This window comes from Pseudomonas sp. P4_C3 (genome assembly GCF_056402075.1).
The window spans coordinates 1-22013 of the sequence record NZ_JBFUIC010000074.1; the positions used below are offsets into that span (position 1 = coordinate 1).

The 22013-nt window shown below is 60.7% G+C and carries 21 protein-coding genes and 1 pseudogene; 13 read left to right on the forward strand and 9 right to left on the reverse strand.

Translation table 11 applies throughout. The features are described 5' to 3' along the window. From AC1DVH_RS14420 to AC1DVH_RS14465, 10 genes are all read left to right on the forward strand, one after another. The coding region (locus tag AC1DVH_RS14420; RefSeq protein ID WP_477754371.1) for an ABC transporter substrate-binding protein at positions 1–676 on the forward strand (676 nt) is incomplete at its 5' end. 27 nt (positions 677–703) lie between these two features. Then, a complete protein-coding gene (locus AC1DVH_RS14425) occupies positions 704–2056 on the forward strand; it encodes an LLM class flavin-dependent oxidoreductase (protein WP_477754372.1) in 1353 nt (450 codons plus the stop codon). Between the two features lie 66 nt (positions 2057–2122). Continuing rightward, positions 2123–3133 (forward strand): ABC transporter substrate-binding protein, encoded by a 1011-nt coding sequence (locus AC1DVH_RS14430; protein WP_477754373.1) that lies wholly within the window; start codon positions 2123–2125, stop codon positions 3131–3133. A gap of 36 nt (positions 3134–3169) precedes the next feature. After that, positions 3170–4369 carry an acyl-CoA dehydrogenase family protein gene (locus tag AC1DVH_RS14435; RefSeq protein ID WP_477754374.1) on the forward strand — a complete coding sequence of 400 codons (1200 nt, stop codon included), beginning with the start codon at positions 3170–3172 and terminating at the stop codon, positions 4367–4369. After that, positions 4366–5325: a D-isomer specific 2-hydroxyacid dehydrogenase family protein gene (locus AC1DVH_RS14440; RefSeq protein WP_477754375.1), complete on the forward strand. Its 960-nt coding sequence runs from the start codon at positions 4366–4368 to the stop codon at positions 5323–5325. Before AC1DVH_RS14435 ends, AC1DVH_RS14440 begins: the two co-directional genes overlap by 4 nt. A gap of 412 nt (positions 5326–5737) precedes the next feature. After that, a complete protein-coding gene (locus tag AC1DVH_RS14445) occupies positions 5738–7870 on the forward strand; it encodes a TonB-dependent receptor (RefSeq protein WP_477754376.1) in 2133 nt (710 codons plus the stop codon). Positions 7871–8010: 140 nt separating this feature from the next. Next, positions 8011–9585, forward strand: a complete 1575-nt coding sequence (locus AC1DVH_RS14450; protein WP_477754377.1) for a flavin monoamine oxidase family protein — start codon at positions 8011–8013, stop codon at positions 9583–9585. A 24-nt stretch (positions 9586–9609) separates the two neighbouring features. Further along, positions 9610–10107 carry a RidA family protein gene (locus AC1DVH_RS14455; protein WP_477754378.1) on the forward strand — a complete coding sequence of 166 codons (498 nt, stop codon included), beginning with the start codon at positions 9610–9612 and terminating at the stop codon, positions 10105–10107. Positions 10108–10143: 36 nt separating this feature from the next. Beyond that, on the forward strand, positions 10144–12633 hold the full coding sequence (locus AC1DVH_RS14460; RefSeq protein WP_477754379.1) for a TonB-dependent receptor plug domain-containing protein: 2490 nt from the start codon (positions 10144–10146) through the stop codon (positions 12631–12633). Between the two features lie 109 nt (positions 12634–12742). Beyond that, positions 12743–13717, forward strand: a complete 975-nt coding sequence (locus tag AC1DVH_RS14465) for an aliphatic sulfonate ABC transporter substrate-binding protein (protein WP_477754380.1) — start codon at positions 12743–12745, stop codon at positions 13715–13717. Positions 13718–14006: 289 nt separating this feature from the next. On the opposite strand, the gene AC1DVH_RS14470 is transcribed toward AC1DVH_RS14465, so the two are convergent. From AC1DVH_RS14470 to AC1DVH_RS14485, 4 genes are all read right to left on the reverse strand, one after another. Further along, positions 14007–14627: an NADPH-dependent F420 reductase gene (locus AC1DVH_RS14470; protein WP_477754381.1), complete on the reverse strand. Its 621-nt coding sequence runs from the start codon at positions 14625–14627 to the stop codon at positions 14007–14009. Positions 14628–14740: 113 nt separating this feature from the next. Then, positions 14741–15682: an SDR family oxidoreductase gene (locus AC1DVH_RS14475; protein WP_477754382.1), complete on the reverse strand. Its 942-nt coding sequence runs from the start codon at positions 15680–15682 to the stop codon at positions 14741–14743. 84 nt (positions 15683–15766) lie between these two features. Beyond that, entirely contained in the window at positions 15767–16735 is a 969-nt protein-coding gene (locus tag AC1DVH_RS14480; RefSeq protein ID WP_477754383.1) for an SDR family oxidoreductase, read from the reverse strand. Position 16736: 1 nt separating this feature from the next. Further along, positions 16737–17207: an NADPH-dependent F420 reductase gene (locus tag AC1DVH_RS14485; protein WP_477754384.1), complete on the reverse strand. Its 471-nt coding sequence runs from the start codon at positions 17205–17207 to the stop codon at positions 16737–16739. A 160-nt stretch (positions 17208–17367) separates the two neighbouring features. Here AC1DVH_RS14485 and AC1DVH_RS14490 point away from each other — a divergent pair, with 160 nt between their 5' ends. After that, entirely contained in the window at positions 17368–17820 is a 453-nt protein-coding gene (locus AC1DVH_RS14490; protein ID WP_477754385.1) for a winged helix-turn-helix transcriptional regulator, read from the forward strand. 167 nt (positions 17821–17987) lie between these two features. Here the strand turns inward: AC1DVH_RS14490 and AC1DVH_RS14495 are convergent, their stop codons facing one another. Next, entirely contained in the window at positions 17988–18587 is a 600-nt protein-coding gene (locus AC1DVH_RS14495; RefSeq protein WP_477754386.1) for an NADPH-dependent F420 reductase, read from the reverse strand. Positions 18588–18660: 73 nt separating this feature from the next. Continuing rightward, the gene (locus tag AC1DVH_RS14500; RefSeq protein WP_477754387.1) at positions 18661–19395 is read right to left on the reverse strand and encodes an SDR family NAD(P)-dependent oxidoreductase; all 735 of its coding nucleotides are present in this window, start codon (positions 19393–19395) and stop codon (positions 18661–18663) included. Positions 19396–19507: 112 nt separating this feature from the next. Between AC1DVH_RS14500 and AC1DVH_RS14505 the strand changes: the two genes are divergently transcribed. Continuing rightward, a complete protein-coding gene (locus AC1DVH_RS14505) occupies positions 19508–19870 on the forward strand; it encodes a winged helix-turn-helix transcriptional regulator (protein ID WP_210639524.1) in 363 nt (120 codons plus the stop codon). Here the strand turns inward: AC1DVH_RS14505 and AC1DVH_RS14510 are convergent. The 3 genes and pseudogenes from AC1DVH_RS14510 to AC1DVH_RS14520 all read right to left on the reverse strand — a co-directional run bounded on the left by AC1DVH_RS14510 (position 19867) and on the right by AC1DVH_RS14520 (position 20960). Further along, a complete protein-coding gene (locus AC1DVH_RS14510) occupies positions 19867–20199 on the reverse strand; it encodes a hypothetical protein (protein WP_477754388.1) in 333 nt (110 codons plus the stop codon). The two genes, AC1DVH_RS14505 and AC1DVH_RS14510, sit on opposite strands and share 4 nt — an antisense overlap. An 11-nt stretch (positions 20200–20210) precedes the next feature. After that, positions 20211–20459 (reverse strand): annotated as a pseudogene (locus AC1DVH_RS14515) (transposase); the annotation flags it as partial. Positions 20460–20666: 207 nt separating this feature from the next. Then, the gene (locus tag AC1DVH_RS14520; RefSeq protein ID WP_477754389.1) at positions 20667–20960 is read right to left on the reverse strand and encodes a muconolactone Delta-isomerase family protein; all 294 of its coding nucleotides are present in this window, start codon (positions 20958–20960) and stop codon (positions 20667–20669) included. Positions 20961–21067: 107 nt separating this feature from the next. Here AC1DVH_RS14520 and AC1DVH_RS14525 point away from each other — a divergent pair, with 107 nt between their 5' ends. Then, entirely contained in the window at positions 21068–21955 is an 888-nt protein-coding gene (locus tag AC1DVH_RS14525; RefSeq protein WP_477754390.1) for a LysR family transcriptional regulator, read from the forward strand. Positions 21956–22013 lie beyond the last annotated feature (58 nt).

Consider the following 22013-nt stretch of genomic DNA (forward strand, 5'->3'; position numbering starts at 1 on the left):
GGTCAGCATCGTGCACGCCGAGGGTCGCTACACCACGGCCATCCTCGCGCCCAAGGATTCACCGCTCAACACCGCCAGCGATCTCAAGGGCAAGCGAATCGTCACCACCCGCGGCTCCATCGGCCACTTCCTGGCGATCAAAGCCTTGCGCAATGCCGGCCTGAGCACCCACGACGTGCAGTTCATCTACCTGCTGCCGAGCGAGTCGCGAATCCTGCTGGATAACGGCAGCGCGGACGCCTGGTCGACGTGGGACCCCTACACCACCATTTCCACCACCCAAAGCCAGGCCAAGGTGCTGGTCAGCGGCGAAACCTTGCTGACCAATCATTTGTACTTCGCCGCCACCAGCCAGGCCATCGCCGGCAAACGCCAGCAACTGGACGATTTCGTCGCCCGGGTCGATCGCGCCTACCGCTGGACCAACGCCCATCCCGAGGAATATGCCGCCGCCCAGGCGCGCGTCACCGGCTTGCCGCTGGACGTGCACATCGCCGTGGCAAAGGCCACGCACATGCAACCGGTGCAGATTGACGACCAGGTCATCGGCGGCCTGCAAACCACCGCCGACATCTACCAGGAAGAAGGAATTCTCGGCAAACACATCGACGTTTCCCAAGGTTTCGACAAGAGCTTCAACGCCAGGCGCGCCCCACTCAACCAGGCATCCCGCTAACGATGCGACGGATAAAGGAGTAACACCATGAGCAAACAACGCCAACTGAAACTCGGTGCAATGGTCCATGGCGTCGGTCACGGATGGGGCGAATGGCGCCACCCGCAGGCCCAGCCCAACGCCAGCGTAAACTTTGGTTTCTACAAGCAGCAGACGCATCTGGCCGAGGCGGCCAAGTTCGATTTCGTGTTCATCGCCGACAGCCTGCACATCCACGAGAAATCCAGCCCGCATTACCTCAACCGCTTCGAGCCGTTGACCATTCTCTCGGCCCTGGCGGCCACCACGCACAACATCGGGCTGGTAGCGACCGTCACCGTCAGCTACACCGAACCGTTCCAGGTCGCCCGCCAATTTGCCTCGCTGGACCACATCAGCGGCGGCCGCGCAGGCTGGAACGTGGTGACGTCCTGGCTCAGCGGCACTGCCGATAACTTCGGCAAGACCGAACACCCGCCTCATGCCGTTCGCTACCGCATCGCCAAAGAGCATGTGAATGTGGTCAAGGGCCTGTGGGACTCCTGGGAAGACGATGCGTTCGCCTACAACAAGCAAAGCGGCGAGTTCTTTACCCCCGGCAAGCTGCATGCCCTTGAGCACAAAGGGGAATTTTTCTCGGTAAAAGGCCCGCTCAACATTTCCCGTTCCCGGCAAGGCCAACCGGTGATTTTCCAGGCTGGCACCTCTGAGGCCGGGCGCAATTTCGCCGCGGAAAACTCCGACGCGATTTTCGTCAGCCAGGAAGGCTTCGATGATGCGCACGCCTACTATCAGGACCTGAAAAAACGCGCTGCCGATTTCGGACGCGACCCACAGAAACTGTCGATCCTGCCGGGCATCCGCCCGATCGTTGGCCGCGATGAAGCCGAAGTGGAAAGCCGCTATCAGCAAGCCGTGGAGCTGGTGACGATCGAGGACGCAATCGTCGCCCTCGGCCGGCCCTTCAATGACCACGATTTCAGTCAGTACCCACTGGATGCGCCGTTCCCCGAGCTGGGCGATCTGGGGTCCAACAGCCAGAAAGGCGGATCGGACCGGATCAAGCAACTTGCTCGGGACGAAGGCCTGACCTTGCGTGAAGTCGCCCTGCGCTTCTCAAGGCCACGGCGCGACTTCGTCGGTACTCCCGAGCAGGTTGCCGACGCGATTCAGAAATGGTTCGAGGAAGGGGCGGCAGACGGTTTCATCATCAACTCGTTGTTACCGGACGGCCTGCAGTACTTCACCGAACTGGTCGTGCCGGTCCTGCAACAGCGCGGCCTGTTTCGCGACGAGTACAGCGGCAGCACCCTGCGCGACAACTTCGGTCTGCAAGTGCCTGCCAACCGTCACGCGCAAAACGCCCTCAAGACCCGGGAAGAAAGTGAGGCACTGGCATGAGCGAATCCCTCAACCTGTCGCCGGGGCAAGCCTGCGTCCAACTCGCCATCTGACAAGAGCCTGACCATGACGAAAAAGATCACACAGGGACAGTTCAATCGTCGCGGCTTTCTCACGGCCAGCTCGATCGCCCTCGGTGCGTTGGGGTTGTCCTCACTGGGACTGGCCTCTCGAGCGTTCGCCCAAACGACCAGCCTCTCGGACTTGACCCTGGGCGTCGCCACCTATCGCGGCCAGGATTCGTACTTCACCGATGACGCCGGCACCTCCACGCGCCCGTATAAAGTCGATTACGCGGAATTTGCCGGTGGCAACCTGATCGTCGAGGCACTGGCGTCGGGCAGCCTGGACATTGGTTCAATGAGTGAGATCCCGCCGATCTTCTCGATCCAGAGTCACCGTCAACCGAGACTGATCGCGGTGCTGCAAGGCGACGTGAACAACCAGGTGTTCCTGATTCCCAAGGACTCGACCATCGAATCGGTCGGGCAGTTACGCGGCAAGCGGGTTGGCTACGTGCGCTCCACCACCTCGCACTACTTCCTGATCAAGGCATTGAAGGAACAGGGCCTGACCATGAAGGACATCACCGCGGTGGCGCTCACGCCTCAGGACGGTTTTTCCGCTTTTCAGAGCGGACAGCTCGATGCCTGGGTGATCTACGGCGTGTTCATCCAATTGGCGAAGTTCCGCAGTGGCGCCCGCGTACTGAAAACCGCGCTGGGGTATTTGTCCGGCAACTACCTGATCGCCGCACGCCCTGCCGCGCTGGAAGACCCACTGCGCAAGCAGGCCATTCAGGACTACCTGCAGCGACAAGCGCGCACCCTGGAGTGGATCAACAACAACCCCGAACCCTGGGCCACCAAATCGGCGCAGCTGTTGGGTGTCGATAAAACCGTGTTCCTCGACATGTACAACAACCGCAGCCAGGCCTCGAGAATCATCGAAGTGAACGATCAGGCCATCGCCTCGCAGCAGGAAGTGGCAGACCTGTTTTTCGACGCGGGTGTGTTGAGTGAACGGCTCGATGTCAGCCCACTTTGGGACCGTCAGTTCAAGCTGCTTGCGCTATGAGCCGGCTCTCACCCTTTTTGATCGAGTGAAATCACCATGAGTCTTTCTTCCCAACACCCGCCCGTGCTGCGCTCGGTCGAAGTAGCCAATTTCGAGGCCTTGCTTGAGGGCATCAGCGAACAGCTGAGCGCCACTGCCCATGTTTATGACGAGAGCGGCGCCTTCCCCCATGACAACTTCAAGCTGTTGCATGAGCACGACCTGGTTGCGTTGACCGTGCCCAAAGCCCTGGGCGGTGGCGGCGCGAACCTGGCACAGGCGCGCAAAGCCATCAGTGCAATCGCCAAAGGCGAGCCTTCGACGGCGTTGATCCTGGTGATGCAGTACCTCCAGCACTCGCGCCTGCAAGACAATCGAAACTGGCCCGAAGCGTTGCGTCTGCAAGTGGCGCATGACGCCATCCAGAAGGGTGCGCTGATCAACGCCTTGCGGGTCGAGCCCGATCTCGGCACCCCCGCGCGCGGCGGTCTGCCGGCGACCGTCGCAAGACGCACTTCCGCAGGCTGGCGGATCAGCGGGCGAAAAACCTACTCCACCGGCAGCCATGGCCTGACCTGGTTCAGCGTCTGGGCGCGCAGCAGTGATGAGGACCCGCTGGTCGGTGCCTGGCTGGTGCACAAGGACACGCCGGGCATCAGCATCATCGAGGACTGGGATCATCTGGGCATGCGCGCCACTTGCAGCCATGAGGTGGTATTCGACAACGTACTGGTGCCGCTGGATCACGCGGTCAGCGTCAGCCGCTGGAGCGCGCCGCAACCCGAACTCGATGGCGATGGTTTGCTGTGGATGTCGGTGTTGCTGTCATCGGTCTACGACGGCGTTGCCCAGGCCGCCCGCGACTGGTTGGTGCAATGGCTGGAAACCCGAGCGCCGTCCAACCTCGGCGCAGCGTTGTCGACCCTGCCGCGCTTTCAGGAAACCGTCGGCCACATAGACACTTTGTTGTTCGCCAACCGCAGTTTGCTCGATGCCGCCGCCGAGGGCCACACGCCGGCCAACAACGCGGCACAGCTGAAATACCTGGTGACCGGCAATGCGATTCGTGCCGTCGAGCTGGCCATTGAGGCGTCCGGCAATCCGGGCCTGTCACGTAATAATCCGCTGCAACGGCATTACCGCGACGTGCTGTGCAGCCGCGTCCACACCCCGCAAAACGACGCCATTCTGCAAGGCGTCGGCAAAGCCGTATTCGCCCGGCGCCAGCCCCCATCCCAGTCCAAGGAACACCCATGAGCCAGCTTGTCATCGCCAGCCAACTGGATGAGGACTTCAATGAAGTGATCCGCCAGCGTCTCAGTCAAACCCATCCCGAGGCCCGCGTCATCGGCGTGCCAGCCGGGGTGCCCAGCGACCTGCCGGCGGAAGTCGGCATCCTGCTGGCGCGGCCAATCAATGTGCGTGGCTATCAGGCCCCGGACACACCGCCACCGGGCTGGCCCTATGGACTGCAATGGATTCAAGTGGTGTCGTCGGGCATCGACTTCTACCCGCAATGGCTGTTCAACGGCCCGCCGGTGAGCACCTCGCGGGGCAGCGCCGCCGATAACATCGCCGAGTTCGCCCTGGCCGCAATTTTCGCCGCGGCCAAGCGTCTGCCGGATATCTGGGTGCATGATTCGCAATGGAATTTCACGGCGCTGACCCCGCTCAAGGGCACCACGCTGGGGATTCTCGGCTTTGGCGCCATTGGCCGCAGCCTGGCGACCAAGGCCCACGCCCTGGGCATCAAGGTACTGGCACTGCGTCAGAGTCAGACACCGTTCGAGGTTGAAGGCGTCGAAGCGGCGCGGGACATCCATGAGCTGTTTGCGCGTTCCGATCATCTGGTGCTGGCCGCACCGTTGACCGACGCCACTCGGCATATCGTAGATAGTGCGGTGCTCGCCAGCGCCAAACCTGGCTTGCACCTGATCAACATCGCCCGTGGTGGCCTGCTCGACCATCAAGCGTTGCTGGAAGCGCTCGACACCGGACGCATCGGCCTGGCGTCGCTGGACGTCACCGAACCCGAACCCTTGCCCGACGGTCACCCGCTCTACGTCCATCCGCGGGTGCGCCTGTCACCCCATACCTCGGCGATTTCCAGCAACAGCCGCCATGAAATCGCCGACAGTTTCCTGGGCAATCTCGAGCGGTTTCTCAATGGTCTGGCGTTGGAGAATCAGGCGAACGTGCAACGCGGGTATTGAGTTTCTACCGAACTGACGTCATCGCGGGCAAGCCACGCTCCCACAGGTTTTGCATTATCTGTGGGAGCGTGGCTTGCCCGCGATTTCGTTTTTACGGCCAACACACAACATCAGACTTACGCATTTTTATTAACTATTTAATGCCTATTTTTTATAATTAACTTATAACTAATCGGACTTTTACAGCCGCTACTTATATAAATATCGTTACAACCATCACCGACCCCTGACCAGGTGGAGGCCCACGGAACTACCGCTTTCCGGCCGACACCATTCCACGGTCAACCGCTGCACCCAAACCAGAAACCGGCTCAAGCCACCGCTGCCATGGTCCTCAAACCACGGCCCCGGCAACGCTTTGCCCAAAAAAACCGACAACGCCAACGCAGCACTTACACACCCGGGGCTCACCATGCACACCACTTTCCGCTCAAACCGTCTGACGCTGGCCGTGTCGCTGGCGATATTCGGCTTGTCGGCTCACGCCGAAGAAAACACCAAGGATGGTGCCCTCCCTGTCGTTACCGTCACCGCCGAACACCACAGCGAAGACCTGCAAAAGACCCCGCTGGCAATTTCCGCCTTCGACGAAAAGGCCCTCGAAGACAAGCAGATCAAAAGCATTCGCGACCTCTCCGGGCAGGTACCGAACCTGACCCTCAGCCGCCAGTCGATCTCCTACAGCGCACAGACCTACGGGATACGTGGCATCGGTGAAACCGACCCGATCCAGGAGTCGGCCGTCGCGGTCTACGCCGATGACCTGTACATCCCGCGGGCCATTTCCTCGATGCTCGACTTCAACGACGTCGAACGCGTCGAAGTGCTGCGCGGCCCGCAAGGCACGCTGTATGGGCGGAACAGCAGCGCCGGTGCGATCCGCGTGATCACCCGCGATCCGACCCAGCAAACCCGTGGTTTCTTCGAACTCGGCGCCGGTGACTACAACGCGCAGAACGGCCGCCTGCTGATCAGCGGTCCGCTGGTGGACAACGCATTGTTCGGCAGCTTCTCGGCGATTCGCCTGACCCGTGACGGCACCGTCTCCAACCCGACACGCCACACCGATGTGAACAACATCGACATCCAGTCCTATCGCGGCAAGCTGCGCTACAACCCCGACGATTCGCCCTGGGATGTACAACTGACCCTGGCCGGTACGTTTGACCGTGGCGATACCACCAGTTACACGCCATTCGATGCCAACGGTCACTTCGATAAATTCAAGAGCTACAGCAGCCTCAATCCGAAAAACCGACTCGACCAGGGCAGCTCGGTGCTGCGCGCGATCTACACGATTGACGACCATCTGAACGTCAAATCGGTGACTGCCTACTCCGCATTCAACCAACCGGTGGACTATGACAACTCGGGGCAGGCAGCCCTGATTCAGAACAACCTGATCACCTACAACCAGGACTACGCCACCCAGGAATTGCAGCTCAACGGCGACTACGACGATTTCAGCTTCAGCACCGGCCTGTACCTGTACCACGAAAGTTTCGACGCCGAGCGCGACAACCTGACCTTTTCCATCGCGCGCAACCGGGTGATCGGCCAGGGCCAGTACAGCACAACCAATACCGAGAGCTACGCCCTTTATGGCCAGGGCAGTTACAACATCACGCCACAGCTGGCGCTGATCGCCGGACTGCGGTTTACCCGCGAGCACAAGAATTTCGATTACACCAACTACGCCATCACCACCAGCCGACAGATCACAGGGACCAACTTCAGCGCCGACTCAAGCAAATCGTGGCAGTCCACCAGCMCGAAACTCGGCTTCGAGTACGCCTGGACCCCGCACCTGAACCAGTACGCCTACGTGGCCAAGGGGTTCAAGGCCGGTGGCTTTGACAACCGCGCGCCAACCAAGGCCGCCGCCGAACAGGCGTTTTCACCGGAAGACGTGACCACCTGGGAAACCGGCTTCAAGGGTGACTTCTTCGACCGTCGCCTGCGTGCCAACCTCGCGCTGTTCTATAACGACTACAAAGACCTGCAGACCAACGCCTATGACCCGGCGCTGGGTGTCAGCCTGCGGACCAACGTCGGCAAGGCGCACACCTACGGCGTCGAGCTGGAAACCCTGACCGCACTGACCAACGACCTGCAACTGACCGCCAACGTCGGCTACCTGGAAAGCCAGTACGACGATTTCCAAAACGCCGGTGGCGCGGGTGTCGACGCCAATGGCAAGCAGCTGGTGTTTTCACCGCGCTGGAACGCCAGCGTCGGCCTCAACTACACCATCCCGGCTGGATTGCCTGGCACCTGGCTGGCCGGCACTGATGCCCAGTTCCAGACCAAGTCCTTCGCCAACGCTCTGAACGACGACATCCAGGAAATCCCCCAGCAGACCTTCTGGAACGCCAACACCCGCTACATCTCCGGCGACGGCCACTGGACTACCACGCTGTCGGTGAAAAACCTGCTCGATCGCGCTTACCCGCAATCGGTCGGCTTCGTGCCGTCCAGTGGCGCCCGCTACTACGCGATCAACGACCCGCGAACCCTCTTGTTGTCCGTGCGCTACGACCTTTAACCCCAAACGCAAACACCCGTAGGAGCTGCCGCAGGCTGCGATCTTTTGACGTTGATCTTAAGAAACAAAATCAAAAGATCGCAGCCTTCGGCAGCTCCTACAGAGGATTCATTCCAAAGCTGTACTTAAGGAGCATCACTATGGCTTTCACCCGCAGGGAACTGATTTCCCGCATTGCCGCCGTTGGTGGCTATTCCGCTGCTGTCAGCGCCCTCGGTGCGCTGGGGCTGACGCCTCAGGCCGTGGCATCGACTTTCAATCCGCTGCAACTGGGCAGCAGTGGCAAAGGCAAGCATGTGGTGGTGGTCGGTGCCGGCATTTCCGGCCTGGTCAGTGCCTATGAACTGCGCAAGGCTGGTTTTACCGTCACCATACTTGAAGCCCGCGAACGGGTGGGCGGGCGCAACTGGACCTTGCGTCGCGGTACCAAAGTCGATTTCGACGATGGCATCAGCCAGACAGTCGACTTCGATGACGGGCAGTTCTTCAACGCAGGCCCTGCGCGCATCCCCAGCCATCACCAGACCATCCTCGGCTACTGCCGTGAGTTGGGCGTAGAGCTGCAAGTGCTGGTCAACAGCAGCCGCAACGCACTGGCCTTGCCGGACCAGAAACAACCGGCATTCCAGTTGCGCCAGGCGGTCAACGACACGCGTGGGCAACTGTCCGAGTTGCTGGCGCGAACCGTCAGCCGCAAGGCTCTGGACCAGGACTTGAGCGCCGACGACCGCAAGGCGCTGCTGAGTTTCCTCAAGGTCTATGGCGACCTGAATGCCGACCTTCAATACAAAGGTTCGGTGCGCTCGGGGTACACACGGGTGCCCGGCGCGGGTGATCAAACCGGTATCACCCGCGCACCGCTGGAACTGCAAACCCTGCTCAATCCCAAGCTCTGGGGCGCGTTGGTATTCGATGAGATACCGGAGTTTTCCTCGACCATGTTCCAGCCGGTCGGTGGCATGGACCGCATTCCCTATGCGTTCTACGAAAAACTCAAGGATGCGGTGCGCTTCAATGCCGAAGTCAGTGACATCCAGACTTCCGAGCAAGGCAGCCGCATCGCCTACCGCGACCGCAAGACCGGTACCACCCAGACCCTGACCGCTGATTACGCCATCGTCACCGTGCCGCTGCCGCTACTGGCGAAGTTGCCGAGCAACTTCAGCCAACCGTTCAAGCAAGCAATTGAGACCGCACAAAGCGATCAGGCGAACAAGGTCGCCTGGCAGTCGCCGCGGTTCTGGGAAACTGACTTCAACATCTACGGTGGCCTTTCCTACCTGGACCATGAAGTCAAAGGCTTGTGGTACCCCAGCGATCGCCTCAATAGCGCACAAGGAATTCTGGTCGCCGCCTACAACACCAGCGAATCGGCCCAGGCCTTCAGCAAAAAATCCCTCGCCGAACAGTTCACCTCGTCCCGGCAAGCCGTGGAACTGCTGCACCCCGGACACAGCACCAAGCTGCAAAAACCGGTGGCCATCAACTGGGCCAAGGTGCCGTTCAGCAAAGGCCCGTGGATCGTCAACGACGAGGTCGGTGAAAGCGCCTACCAGATTCTTAATGAACCTCAGGGCCGCACCTATCTGGCCAGCGATGCCCTGGCCCATGGCGGCGTCGGCATCTGGCAGAACAGCGCCGCCGACTCGGCGCGGCGCATCGTTTCGCTGATCGGCCGACATGCCGAACGCAATCAACCGGGCGTTGCCGCCTGACTCACTCAATAAAAGGATTGAACGATGAAAGCCATCACTTTGCTGACAGGACTGCTCATGACCGCGACCACCCTTGGCAGCCACGCCGACGAGATCAAACGTATCGCCCTGCCCAACTCGAACTTTCCGATTTCGCTGGCGGTGTCCGTGCCGGCACAAACCGACCTGCTGTTCGTCAGTGGCCTGCTGGCCGACCTGCACGACCCGAAAGCGCCTAAGGATTCTTTTGCCGCCTATGGCGACACCGCAACCCAGACCACTTCGATTCTCAACAAGCTCAAGGGCGTATTGGAAGCCCAGGGGCTTGGGCTCGGCGATGTGGTGCAACTGCGGGTGTTCCTGGTGGGAGATCCGGCCAAGAGCGGCAAGCTGGATTTTGCCGGACTRCAAGAAGGCTATACGCCGTTCTTCGGCAGCACCGCGCAACCGAACAAACCGGCACGTACCGCCATTCAAGTGGTGGCCCTGCCGCTGCCCGGCGGCCTGGTCGAAATCGAAGCCGTCGCCGCTCGCAAGAAGTGACACGGAATTCACCCGCCATTCAGGAGTTTCACCTTCATGCTCAACTGCCCGGTGCGTCGAACGGCGCCTTCCTTTCGTCCCTTGTTAGTCCCGCTGTCGTTTGCCTGCGGCCTCGCCTCGTTCAGCATCGAGGCCGCCGAAACCAGCTCGCCGACCCTCAACACCGTGGTTGTCACGGGCAACCGCGGCACCGAGCAACGCACCGTCACCACCAGCCCGACACCGATCGACGTGGTGACCGGCGATCAACTGCGCTCGGTCGGCAAACCGAGCCTGCTGGAGGCGCTGAGTAAATTCATTCCGTCGTTCAACCTGCCCGACCGGGCGGGTTGGGATGCCAGCGGCGTGGTGCGCTCGGCCACCCTGCGCGGCCTGACCGCGTCCCACGTGCTGGTACTGGTCAACGGCAAGCGCCGGCATACCAGTGCGACGCTGAACATCAACGGCATCAACAGCGGCGCGGCGCCCAGCGACCTCGACCTGATTCCGGTGGCCGCCATCGATCATATCGAGGTGCTGCGTGATGGCGCGGCCGCCCAATACGGTTCCGATGCCATCTCCGGGGTGATCAACATCATCCTCAAGCAGACCACCGGCGGCAGCTCGGACACGATCCTGGGCCAGAACTACGACGGCAAACGCGGTACCGGGCAAGAAGCGCTCAACTATGGCTTCGAAGTCGGGGACGCCGGCGTGTTCAATGTCTCGCTCGATACCCGCTACCAGGAGCGTGACAACAAGGCCGGCAGCAACGGTTACAGCTCACATTACTATCCATTGGCGGACGGTTCGCCCGACCCGCGCGAGGCCACGGCCAGCCATCACACTTACAAAGGCTACGGCTTGCCGCGCAGCCAGTTGGCGGATGCTGCCTACAACCTCGACCTGCCCCTGAACGATGCCGTCACGCTGTACTCGTTCTCGACACTGGCTACGCGGGAAAACAACGACGGCCAGAATTTCCGCCTGCCCAGCGGCCGCAACACCATCACCACCGGTCCCAACGGCTTCCCCGACGGCTACAGCCCTTACTGGTTGATCAACGAGACCGACTTCCAGTCAGCCTTCGGCGCCAGGGGTGACGATATCGGCGGTTGGGCCTGGGACCTGAGCAGCACTTACGGACGCAACTACGCCAAGCAGCGCACCTATGACAACCAGAACCCGTCACTGGGGGAAAACACCCCGAACAAATTCACCTCCGGCATCTTCATCGCCGATCAGTGGACCAGTAACCTGGACCTGAAAAACAGCTACGACATCGGCCTGGTCAAGCCACTGGATGTCGCCTTTGGGTTCGAGCATCGACGCGATGGCTACGAGACCCGGGCGGGCTCCGAAGCCTCTTACATTGACGGCGGCTACGTGTTCCCGGCCGGCCATCCGCGCGCCGGCCAACGTCCCGATCCCGGCGCGCAGGTCACCAACGGCATCACCCCGGACGATGAGCAAAAGGTCAGTCGCAACAACGTCGCCAGCTACATCGACCTGGGCTTCTACCCTGTCGAGCAGTGGTACCTGGGCGTCGCGGCGCGCTATGAGCATTACAACGAAGGCGTGGGCAGTACGCGCAGCGGCAAGCTCAGTACCCGCTACGAGTTCAACCCGGTGTTTTCGGTGCGCGGCACCATCAGCAATGGCTTTCGCGCGCCGTCGCTGGCCAACGAGGTCTTCACCGCCCGCTCGACCGGGTTCGACACCATCAATGGCGTCTACCAGTCCTACAACTACGTGATTCTGCCGGTGGACTCGGCGGGTGCCCAGGCGCTGGGCGCAGAACCATTGAAACCCGAGCGCTCCACCAACTTCAGCCTCGGCTTCGCCCTGACCCCGAGCGAAAACCTGAGCCTGACGGTGGACGGCTACGTGATCAACCTGCGTGATCGCCTGGTACTCAGTGAACGCTTCCAGGGCCCTGGCGTCGCCGCCCTGCTCGACAGCATCGGCGTGCCGGCCACCGCCGGGGCGCAATTCTTCACCAACGGCGCCAGCACTCGCACCTCAGGGGTCGATGTGGTGGGTAATTACTGGCAGAACCTGAACAGCTTCGGCTCGGTGAGATGGACCGCGGCGCTGAACTACAACCACACGCAAATCCTCAGCGTCAACGATACCCCGTCGCAACTCACGGCCCTGAACAGCAGCTATCAACTGCTCGGTCGCCAGGCCCGTGCGCTGATTACCAAGACCTCCCCCAGCAGCAAGGCGATTTTCTCCGCCGACTGGGCGATCCACGACTTCGACGTCAACCTGCGCCTGACCCGTTTCGGCACCTACACCGAGGTCAACAGTTCCGCCGATCCGAGCCTGGACCGCGAATATTCCGCCAAGTGGATCACCGACCTCGATGTCGCGTACGCACTGACCAAACAGCTGACCGTCGCCGTCGGCGCGCAGAACCTGTTCGACAAATACCCCGATCATATCGGTGTACCCAACTCTTCGTTCGGCGACAACTGGGGCAGCTTTTCACCGTTCGGCTTCACGGGTGGGTACTACTACACCCGCTTGCAGTACGCGTTCTGACGGAAGAAAACCCCACTAAGCTAATTCTTAAAAAGTATTTATAAAGTATTTTTTATAACCATATTATTCAGGTCAGTCGAACCTTTCTTTTCCTGATATCGAGCGTGCCATGTCGAAATCCACCCCATACACTGAAGCAAAATTCCGTCGTCCCGTGCTGGCCGGTCTGGTCGTTGCGCTGGCCTTGACGTTCTCCCTGCCGTCCCAGGCGCGGGAAACGCTGCGGATCGGCTACCAGAAGTCATCGACCCTCATCACCCTGTTGAAGACTCAAGGCACCCTGGATAAAACCCTCGCGCAACAGAACATCGACGTGAGCTGGCATGAGTTTCCAAGCGGCCTGCCTCTGCTGGAGGCGCTGAATGTCGGCAATGTCGACATCAGCGCCGACGTGGCGGACACCGTGCCGATCTTCGCCCAGGCCGCGCAGGCCAGACTGACCTACTTTGCCCAGGAAGCGCCCTCGCCTTCGGCCCAGGCAATCGTCGTGCACAAGGACTCGTCCCTGCATCAATTGGCGGATTTGAAAGGCAAGAAAGTGGCCGTCACCAAAGCCGCCGGCAGCCATTATTTGTTGATCGCCGCCCTGACAAAAGCCGGCCTGAAATTCTCGGACATTCAACCGGCCTATCTGTCGCCCGCTGATGGCCGCGCCGCCTTCGAGAACAACAAGGTCGACGCCTGGGTCACCTGGGAACCCTTCCTCACCAGCGCCCAACGCCAACTGCCAACCCGCACGTTGGCTGACGGCGCAGGCCTGGCCAGCTACAAGCGCTATTACCTGACCAGCACCCGCTACGCCGAGGAGCACCCACAAGTGCTCAAGGTGGTTTACGACCAACTGGAGAAAACCGGTAGCTGGGTCAAAACCAATCCCCGTGAGGCGGCTCAGGTGTTGAGTCCGTTGTGGGGCAACCTGGGCCTGGATACGGTCGAGACCGCCAATAGCCATCGCAGCTATCAGGTACAGCCGGTCAAAAGCGACGAGTTGGGTGAGCAACAGAAAATCGCCGATGCATTTTTTGCCGCCGGCCTGTTGCCCAAGGCGGTGGATGCGCAGGATGTCGGGATCTGGCAGCCGTGAGGCGTGGATGATTCGGAAGCCTTCTGAAGCAAATCCACCAATCCCTGGTGTCCGCGGTGCGTGCCGGCCAGCGGCCAGTCCTCGCCCGGAATGATCCACTCGATATCTTCGGCAGACAACGCCAGCAGACCTGGCTCATCGCCGCGGCCCATGGCTGCAAAAAAATTCTTCACAGTCTGGACATTCTCTTGTGTGCTCATCGAAATCTCTCCATTTCCTTTACCCAGGATCGTGTCCGATCTAATCGGACACGTTGTGGGCCTGCTGGTGAGGACGTGGTGTCGGTGATTCAGCCGATATCGACATTCATGGCGATGTCCCAGGTGCCGGCGCCGTTTTTAGCCAGGCCGATCATCATCAGACCGAGCCACTCGAGCGTCTGGGCCATCTGCAGGCCGCCGACATCCAACGGACGCAGCCCGAGACTCTCGAGGAAGGTCGAGACGCGCGCCTTGGCGTCCGCATCGTCCGCCGCGATGAACGCGTCGAGGCGTTCATCCTTGGCAAGTACTTGGCCGAAGAGGGTATTGAACGCCTTGACGACATGCGCGCTGGCCGGGGCGCCCTTGGCGATCTCCTGCGCGCCGGAACTGCCGTGGGGGGTAACGAGGCCCGAGAGATCGGGAGCGACCGGGTTGGTGATATCGATGATCACCTTACCGTCGAGCGCTTTCCCAAAGTCGGCCAGTACCGCCACCGCACTGGTGTACGGCACGGCGAGAATGACGATGTCGCCCGCCGGAGTGACGCCGTAAGTCCCTGTGATCGCTCCGGATGCGAGCTTGTCGGCAAGCGCCTGCGCCTTGGCGGGATCGCGGCTGACCACCTCGACGGTGTGTCCGGCCTTGGCGATACGGCCGCCGACAGCCGCGGCCATGCCTCCCGAACCGATGATGCTGATAGTGTTCATGTGCAGTCTCCGTTTGAAATCGGGTAGTTTTCCATCGTTTCTGGACGGGTTACGCCGTCACGGCTTGACCACCCGCCGGACGCAGTTCGACCCGGCGGTGTGCCGTCACCTCATCAGTCGGCCGGGAAGTAATGACCGCTATCAAGATCGGCGAAGAGTCCGGGCTGGGTCGGTTCCCAGCCAAGAACCCGGCGCGTGATGGCGTTCGATGTCGGGGTGTCCAGCGTGACCAGATTCGCAAGGAACCCGAAGTAGCCAGGCAGCATCAGCACGTCCGCGGGAATAGACACGGCCGGCAGATTCAACCGGCTGGCAATGGCTTCGGCGATCTGGCGGTACGGGACAGCCACGTCGGCGATTGCATGCCAGCTTCTGCCCGCGGCGCCTTTCTCCAGCGCCAGGCGAAACACGGTGGCGAGGTCACGGGCATGCACGGCCCCCCAACGGTTGGCACCTTCTCCGGGATAGCCGACGACACCTTTTTCCTTGGCCAGCCCGATCAACAGCGGAAGGAAGCCGGCGTTATCGGTGGAGCTGTGCATGATCTCAGGGATCCGCACGATCGAAGACCGTATGCCCTTTTCGGCGAGACCGATCACCGTGGTTTCCACGATGTTCCGAACCCGCAGGGTATTCTTGTACGGATCGCCGCCGGGAAGGGGCGGATCCTCCTCGGTGGCCGGCCGGCCCAGGCCCTCCCACCCGGGCGAGCCGACGCTTCCAGACGCGACCAACGGCTTTGCGCTTCCGGCCAGTGCTTCGCCATAGGCGAGCATGATCTCAAGTTCCGCGGCCGCAACGGCGTTGATCCCGCCGGTTGGAATCAGGTCCTGCCGATGCGCGAGGTGAATGACTCCGTCCGCGGCTGCGGCCGCTTCCTTTAGCCCGTCGAGATCCTCGAGATTGCCGCGACGTACCTTGGCGCCGAGCGCAGCAGCCTGCGCCGCGGCCGTGTCGGACCGAGCCAGGGCAGTGACCTCATGGCCGGCGGCGATAAGATCGGAGATGATGTACGGACCGGAATGGCCGGTGCCGCCAGTAACAAAAACGTGCATATGCGTGCTCCTCGTGGGTGATGGGGTGCGGGAAAAGGTGCTAGCGGAATGTGCCGGGCGCATTAACGATCCAGCGCCCCGCCGTCAGCTCAAGTCAGTCGGCGCAAAGTAATGGCCGTTGTCCAGGTCCTCGATCAGACCGGGCTGAACGGGGTCCCAGCCAAGAGCCTGGCGGGTGATGGTGTTCGACGCGGGGAGGTCTAGCGTGGCCACTGCCGCCAGGAACCCAAAGTAGCCCGGCAGCATCAGTTCGTCCGCGGGGATGCTCACGGCGGGTATTCCCAGGCGAGCGGCTATAGCCTCGGCGATCTCGCGGAACGGGATTCCCTCGTCGCCGATCGCGTGCCAGGTTTTGCCTGCGGCCCCCTTCTCGAGCGCCAGGCGGAACAGAGAGGCAAGATCGCGGACGTGCACGGCGGGCCACCGGTTCTTGCCGTCTCCCGGATAGCCGGCGAAACCCTTTGTTTTCGAGAGCATGATCAGCTGCAGGCGACCGGTCGCACTGTGTAAGAGTGTGGGAATCCGCACGACCGACGATCTAACACCTCGCTCGGCGAGACCCACGACGGCGGTTTCCACGATATTGCGTGCCAACAGAGTGCCTGAATTGATCGGGCCGCCAGGTAGAGCGGGATCATCCTCGGTCGCCGGTCGGCCCAGACTGACCGGTGCGCCGATAGGCGCCGCCCTGCCCACGTTCATGGGCGTGCCGATACTGCCTGCAACGACCAGTGGCTTATCCGTGCCCGCCAGCGCCTCGCCGAACGCGAGGACGGTCGCGAGTTCCGATTCGACTAAGGCGGCGATCCCGCCGGACGGAAGCAGTTCGGCCCTGTATCCGAGGTGGATGACGCCGTCGGACTCGACCGCCGCCGCCTTGAGCCCTTCGAGGTCGGCAAGATCTCCACGACGCACCTTGGCGCCGAGCGCGGACGCCGCTGACGCGGACGCGTCTGACCTTGCCAGAGCGACGACCTCGTGGCCGGCTGCGATGAGGTCGGGGATGACGTACGAACCGACGTGGCCGGTGCCGCCAGTGACGAAAACGAGCATGTTATTGGCCCTTCTGAGCAGAGTGATACGAGACGCGCTGGTGCGCGTGCGCTAAGCCGGGAAGGCTGATGCCGATCGCGAAATGGGTGCTGAACGCCTTGACGACTTCGGCGTCGGTAGGGGCGGCGTTGGCGATCTCCTGTGCACCGAAACTGTCCTGAGGGGTCACAAAGCTTGTGAAGTCGGGGGCGACGGGGTTGGTGATGTCGACAAGAAGTTTGCCTGCCAGTGCTTCGCCGTATTGCTTCACCACGTCGAGAACGACGGAGTAGGGAACCGCCAGGATGACAATATCCCCAGCCAGGGCGGCGCCGTAAGTTCCTGTCGTGGCACCTGCTCCGATCTGCTCGGTCAGCGCCCGCGCCTTGGCGGCGTCACGACTCATCACCTCGACGGTGTGTCCGGCTTTGGCGGCAAGGCCGCCGATCGCTGCGGCCATGTCACCTGAGCCGATAATGCTGATAGTGCTCATGCGCGGTTTCCTTGCAGGTATGGGGTAGATCATTCCAAGGCTGCTGGTGCGATCCGGCGAACTCATCCAACGTGCGATCCATGCTGGGCACTTCACTTGCAAAAAGCAAGCGATCTACTGAGTTTTACTTGCGACATGCAAGCGATGCTAAGATCCAGCCATGAAGACAACTCTTAAAGAAGACTTTCGGTCCCATTGCGCGGTGAACTACGGCGTGGAGATTTTCGGCGACCGCTGGTCGCTCTTGATCATTCGCGACATCGTTTTTGTGGGAAAGAAGACGTATGGCGATTTCCTGAAATCGGAAGAGGGAATCGCGACCAATGTGCTTGCTTCGCGACTTGCCTTTCTTGAGAAGCAAGGCGTTCTCTCGAAGGCGCCCAGCCCCGACGACAGGCGCAAGGACTTTTACACGTTGACCGAGAAGGGCCTGGACCTCATTCCCATTGTGATCAACATTGTGCTCTGGAGCGCGAAGCATGATTCGAAGTCGTACGTGCGGCGCCGTGAGGAGTTTGTGGCTCGATTAAGTCAAAACCCGATGCAGGTGAGCGATGAAGTGAAGGCGCTGGTCCGCAATGGCGGTTGCATCTTTCCTGAGAGCGGGGGATGAACAAGGCGGCAAACGCGCCCTGTCACGGCGCATTTGGCACTTATCCAATCGTATAAGTTGCGGGCCTGTCAGCGAGGACCTGAAGCCGGCGTCGCCCTTACTTCAATCAGACTGTGGCGGCCCTTTTCCACGAGGAAGATCGCATCAAAATTGACGATCACGATCTATCAGTCAAACTTGACCAAGTCCTTAAAGATCAGCTGACCCCAGCTGTTTCCGCGCGCCTGCACAAGCAGTCCACCTTCCGAAAGCCCGCCCAGTTTGATCGGCGAGAAACCGAGATTTTCCGCCAGCGTACCAATCTCCGCTGCGGCGGCGTCGTCATCGCTCGCCAGGAACACGACTCTCCTGCCACCCTGTACGGCCGGGTCCTGATCAAGAACGCCAGCGACCAAATGGTTGAAGCCCTTAACCAGTCTTGCACCTGTGAAGGCCTGCGCGACGACCTTGGAAGAAGGCTGCCCTCCCAGTTCCTCAGGGGGCACGCCGTAGGCATTGGTCACATCGATGAGGGTCTTGCCCTTCCAGGTTGGCAGCGCCTTCGCGACTTCCCGGTGCGACTCAAAACGGACAGCCAAAAAGATGATGTCCGCCGTGAGCGCTTCCACCAGTTTTTTGGGGATGATCGAGGGTCCGATCGCGGCCGCATCGGCGGCAAAACTTTCCGGGTCGCGCGTGGTTGCAACGGATACTTCGATGCCTTTGCGGGCAAACGCCTTGGCAAGCGCCTGGCCGAGTTTGCCGAAGCCGATAATTGCGTAGCTCATAAAAATCTCCTTTGGTTTGCCACGCCCTGCGGGCTCCGAATATGAAATGGAGTGACCGCTCGGGCGTAGCGAATCAGATTTGCGCCAGACCGCCGTCGACGGCGACCTCACTGGCGGTCATGAAGCTGCTGTCTTGCGATGCGAGAAACGCGGCCGCCGCYCCGATCTCCGCTGGATCGGCCATGCGCTGGAGCGGATTCATCGCGGCGAAGACCTTCATGCCTTCCTCGCCTAGCGCTGCCTTCGCGAGTTCGGTCGCCGTCGGTCCGGGTGACAGCACGTTGACCCGGATGCCGGTGCCCTTCAGGTCCTCCGCCCAGGTCCGCGCGAGGTTGCGCACTGCCGCCTTGCTTGCGCTGTAGACGCTGAATGCCGGGGCGCCCGTGGTGCCGGCGCTCGATCCGGTCAGGATGATCGAACCGCCCTGCCCCATCAGCGGCAGCGCCTTCTGGACCGTGAAGATCAAGCCCTTCACGTTGGTCTCGAAGGTTTCGTCAATGTGCTCGGCGGTGATCTTGCCGAGTGCAAGTGGGCTTCCCGCCCCGGCATTGGCGAAGACGATGTCGAGGGTTCCGCGCTCGACCTTCACCGCCGCGTAGAGTCGGTCGAGGTCGGCCTGATCGGAGACCGAGCCCTTCACCGCACGGGCATTGGGCCCGAGCTCGGCCACGGCGGCGTCGAGCGCTTCCTGGCGGCGGCCGAAGATGAAGACGAAGGCGCCTTCCTCGATGAAGCGCTTCGCTGCGGCGAGGCCGATACCGGTAGCACCGCCGGTGATCACGGCGGTCTTTCCATTCAGTCTGGTCATGACGTGCATCCTTCGTTGGCGTTGTACCCAAGCAGAAAATTGCTTGCTTGAGACGAGGATGCAGCGCTGATAACCTAAGGACAAGTATGCACCTTTTGGTAAGTATCAAAAAATGACGACGACATCTGAAATCTGCGACACCGGTTGCGGGCTCAACGCCACGCTACGCATCATCTCGGGCAAGTGGAAACCGCTGGTCCTGTTTTTCCTGCGCGGCGGCCCGAAACGCTATGGCGAGCTCAAGCGTTTGATCCCTGGAGTCAGCGACAAGGTCCTGATCCAGCAGTTGAAGGATCTGGAAGCCGATCAGGTGCTTGCACGGACCGACTACAAGGAAGTGCCCCCGCGCGTGGATTACACGCTGACCCCCCTCGGCCGTAGTCTGGCTGATGCGATCATCCCGCTGTGCACCTGGGGAACCGAGAACGCGGCGCAAATGGCAAGCATCTTCGCCAAGCGCGACGCTTTGGCCTAGCGGGATGCAGACGAACCGCTGAGCGGGACGATTTTGCGCAGGCGCGCGCCGTCTTTTCGCAGAGCGAACACCTGAGCCGCCACGCCAACAACGAGCGCAAGGGCTATAAAACCGAGCGCACCTTTGAGCAATGGCGAATTCGGGTCAGTGACGATGGGGTGGCCATCGGGGACTCGACGCAACGTCTCCGAGACGGTCGGGACCATCAGCAAGAACGCCGTCAAGCTCAGAAAGATGGTTTCAAGGTACACCCTTGCCCGACCCAGCCAGACAACAAAGCCGACTCCGTAACCGGCGAGCAACAGCACGATCGTGACCGCCCCGATCACAGGGCTGATCGGTTGACCATCTTGAGCTGGCGGTTTTCCTGCTCCAGCTGCCGGATACGCTGCTGTTCGGCGGTTAGCGGTTTACCAATCCCGGGCTGCCCCAATTGCTCAGCCTCGTACTGCTGCACCCAGCGCCGGACGGCTGTCTCACCAATATTCAGATCGCGGCAGACCTGCGGAACAGTCAGCCCCTGGTCCTTGATCATCTTCACGACTTGCAGCTTGAAGCTGTCGTCGAATGTCCTGCGTTTGTCGGTCATGAAAAACTCCTCGATAGATGCATTTTCCACTTATCGAGGTGTCCGGGGAAATTAGACCACTACAAGTGATATTGCGCAGCTGCTGCCGCATAGGTGGCAACCGGTTCAGTGACGCAAGACGGGAGGCCCGGACGCATACCCTGGTTTGACGAATTGCATCGAGTGCCTCCTTGGGCTCTGTACGAAATATTATCGGACGAAGAGCGGTTACTGGATTCTTGGGCCAAATCCACCATAAGGTTTCAACGGTACAACAGAAGTAACTTCCAGCATCCCGGAATTTACCAGTGGCAGCGTTGCCAGCTTTTCCCGAACGGCAGCCTCGTTTTCGGCTTCAACCAGTAGGCAGGCGCCACCCATGTCACCCCGGTGCCAGATGTTGCGGATAAATCCCTCCAGATAGAGAGCCCTGGCACGCTGTGCTTCGGCTTCGAGATGAGGCGCAAAATCCGCGTCAGAAAAACGCTCCGAGACTCGACGCGAAAGCGTGATGAATTGCATATGTATATCCCCTTCAAGGCGTTCGTCGTTTAAACAGTTCACGGATAATTRCAAAAAATACTATTCTGGTCCAAGACGCGTTCTGCATGACTTGAGACCCGATTCACATGACCTTAGATCTTCGATTGCTTGTTGCGTTTATCGCTGTCGCTGAAACTGAAAATGTCGGTCAAGCCGCCAGCCGTCTACATATCTCGCAGTCGCCTTTGAGCCGGCAAATCATTCAGCTTGAAGCGCAGCTTGGTCTGAGGTTGTTCGAACGCGCACGTCAGCGCATGCGCCTGACTGACGAAGGACGTCTTTTCCATCAGGAGGCGCGCAGTCTGGTCGCCCATGCATCTGAAGTCGAAGCAGTGGCGCGCAGTATCGCTCTTGGTGAGACAGGCCATATTGCCGTGGGTTATGTCGAAGCGGCCATGCACTCCAATGTATTACCGCGTGCCCTTGCGGGTCTGCAATCAGGCCATCAGGCTGCTACCTTCGAACTCCGCCCCATGGGCTCCTCAGAACAATCCGAGGCCCTGCTCGGTAGAGCACTCGATTTCGGGCTGGTTTATTCAGTTCCTGAGAGCGCAGACATAGAGTCCATGGAGGTTTCAAGCGAAGCGCTACTGCTTGTTCTGGGAAAAAGACATGCTATGGCCACGCAAGCGAACATTGCTCCTCAAGACTTGAACGGGGAGCGTTGGGTTGCCTTGGCCCGGTCAAAAAATCCTGCGGCCCGCCAGCGTTTTCTTGAGAACTGTTCCGCTTGCGGTTTCTTGCCTGACATCAAGGTAGAGGCGGATGACCTGCTGGCAGCCTTGCGGCTGGTGGCCTCAGGTTTGGGCATTACCTTTGTCCAGGCGAGTCTTCGGGATTTTCTTGCAGATAGCGTCATATTTCGCGAGCTGCCCTGGTTTCCTTCACGGGTCAGGGTCTATGCCATCTGGCGCAAGGACGACCCCAAGCCGCTTGTCGCGACGCTCCGGCAAGCGCTCTTGGCGGCTGCATAAATGGGCGACCGTTTAACCAGGCAAGGTGTGTTCCGCGGACGCTTACGGTGCTGATGAC

Bases quoted from the DNA above. Each gene is read 5' to 3' on its own strand.
- AC1DVH_RS14430 (WP_477754373.1), top strand. From the start codon at position 2,123: ATGACGAAAAAGATCACACAGGGACAGTTCAATCGTCGCGGCTTTCTC.
- AC1DVH_RS14450 (WP_477754377.1), top strand. From the start codon at position 8,011: ATGGCTTTCACCCGCAGGGAACTGATTTCCCGCATTGCCGCCGTTGGT.
- AC1DVH_RS14485 (WP_477754384.1), bottom strand. From the start codon at position 17,207: ATGAGCACTATCAGCATTATCGGCTCAGGTGACATGGCCGCAGCGATC.
- AC1DVH_RS14470 (WP_477754381.1), bottom strand. From the start codon at position 14,627: ATGAACACTATCAGCATCATCGGTTCGGGAGGCATGGCCGCGGCTGTC.
- AC1DVH_RS14490 (WP_477754385.1), top strand. From the start codon at position 17,368: ATGAAGACAACTCTTAAAGAAGACTTTCGGTCCCATTGCGCGGTGAAC.
- AC1DVH_RS14460 (WP_477754379.1), top strand. From the start codon at position 10,144: ATGCTCAACTGCCCGGTGCGTCGAACGGCGCCTTCCTTTCGTCCCTTG.
- AC1DVH_RS14520 (WP_477754389.1), bottom strand. From the start codon at position 20,960: ATGCAATTCATCACGCTTTCGCGTCGAGTCTCGGAGCGTTTTTCTGAC.
- AC1DVH_RS14525 (WP_477754390.1), top strand. From the start codon at position 21,068: ATGACCTTAGATCTTCGATTGCTTGTTGCGTTTATCGCTGTCGCTGAA.
- AC1DVH_RS14425 (WP_477754372.1), top strand. From the start codon at position 704: ATGAGCAAACAACGCCAACTGAAACTCGGTGCAATGGTCCATGGCGTC.
- AC1DVH_RS14440 (WP_477754375.1), top strand. From the start codon at position 4,366: ATGAGCCAGCTTGTCATCGCCAGCCAACTGGATGAGGACTTCAATGAA.
- AC1DVH_RS14495 (WP_477754386.1), bottom strand. From the start codon at position 18,587: ATGAGCTACGCAATTATCGGCTTCGGCAAACTCGGCCAGGCGCTTGCC.
- AC1DVH_RS14505 (WP_210639524.1), top strand. From the start codon at position 19,508: ATGACGACGACATCTGAAATCTGCGACACCGGTTGCGGGCTCAACGCC.
- AC1DVH_RS14475 (WP_477754382.1), bottom strand. From the start codon at position 15,682: ATGCACGTTTTTGTTACTGGCGGCACCGGCCATTCCGGTCCGTACATC.
- AC1DVH_RS14435 (WP_477754374.1), top strand. From the start codon at position 3,170: ATGAGTCTTTCTTCCCAACACCCGCCCGTGCTGCGCTCGGTCGAAGTA.
- AC1DVH_RS14465 (WP_477754380.1), top strand. From the start codon at position 12,743: ATGTCGAAATCCACCCCATACACTGAAGCAAAATTCCGTCGTCCCGTG.
- AC1DVH_RS14480 (WP_477754383.1), bottom strand. From the start codon at position 16,735: ATGCTCGTTTTCGTCACTGGCGGCACCGGCCACGTCGGTTCGTACGTC.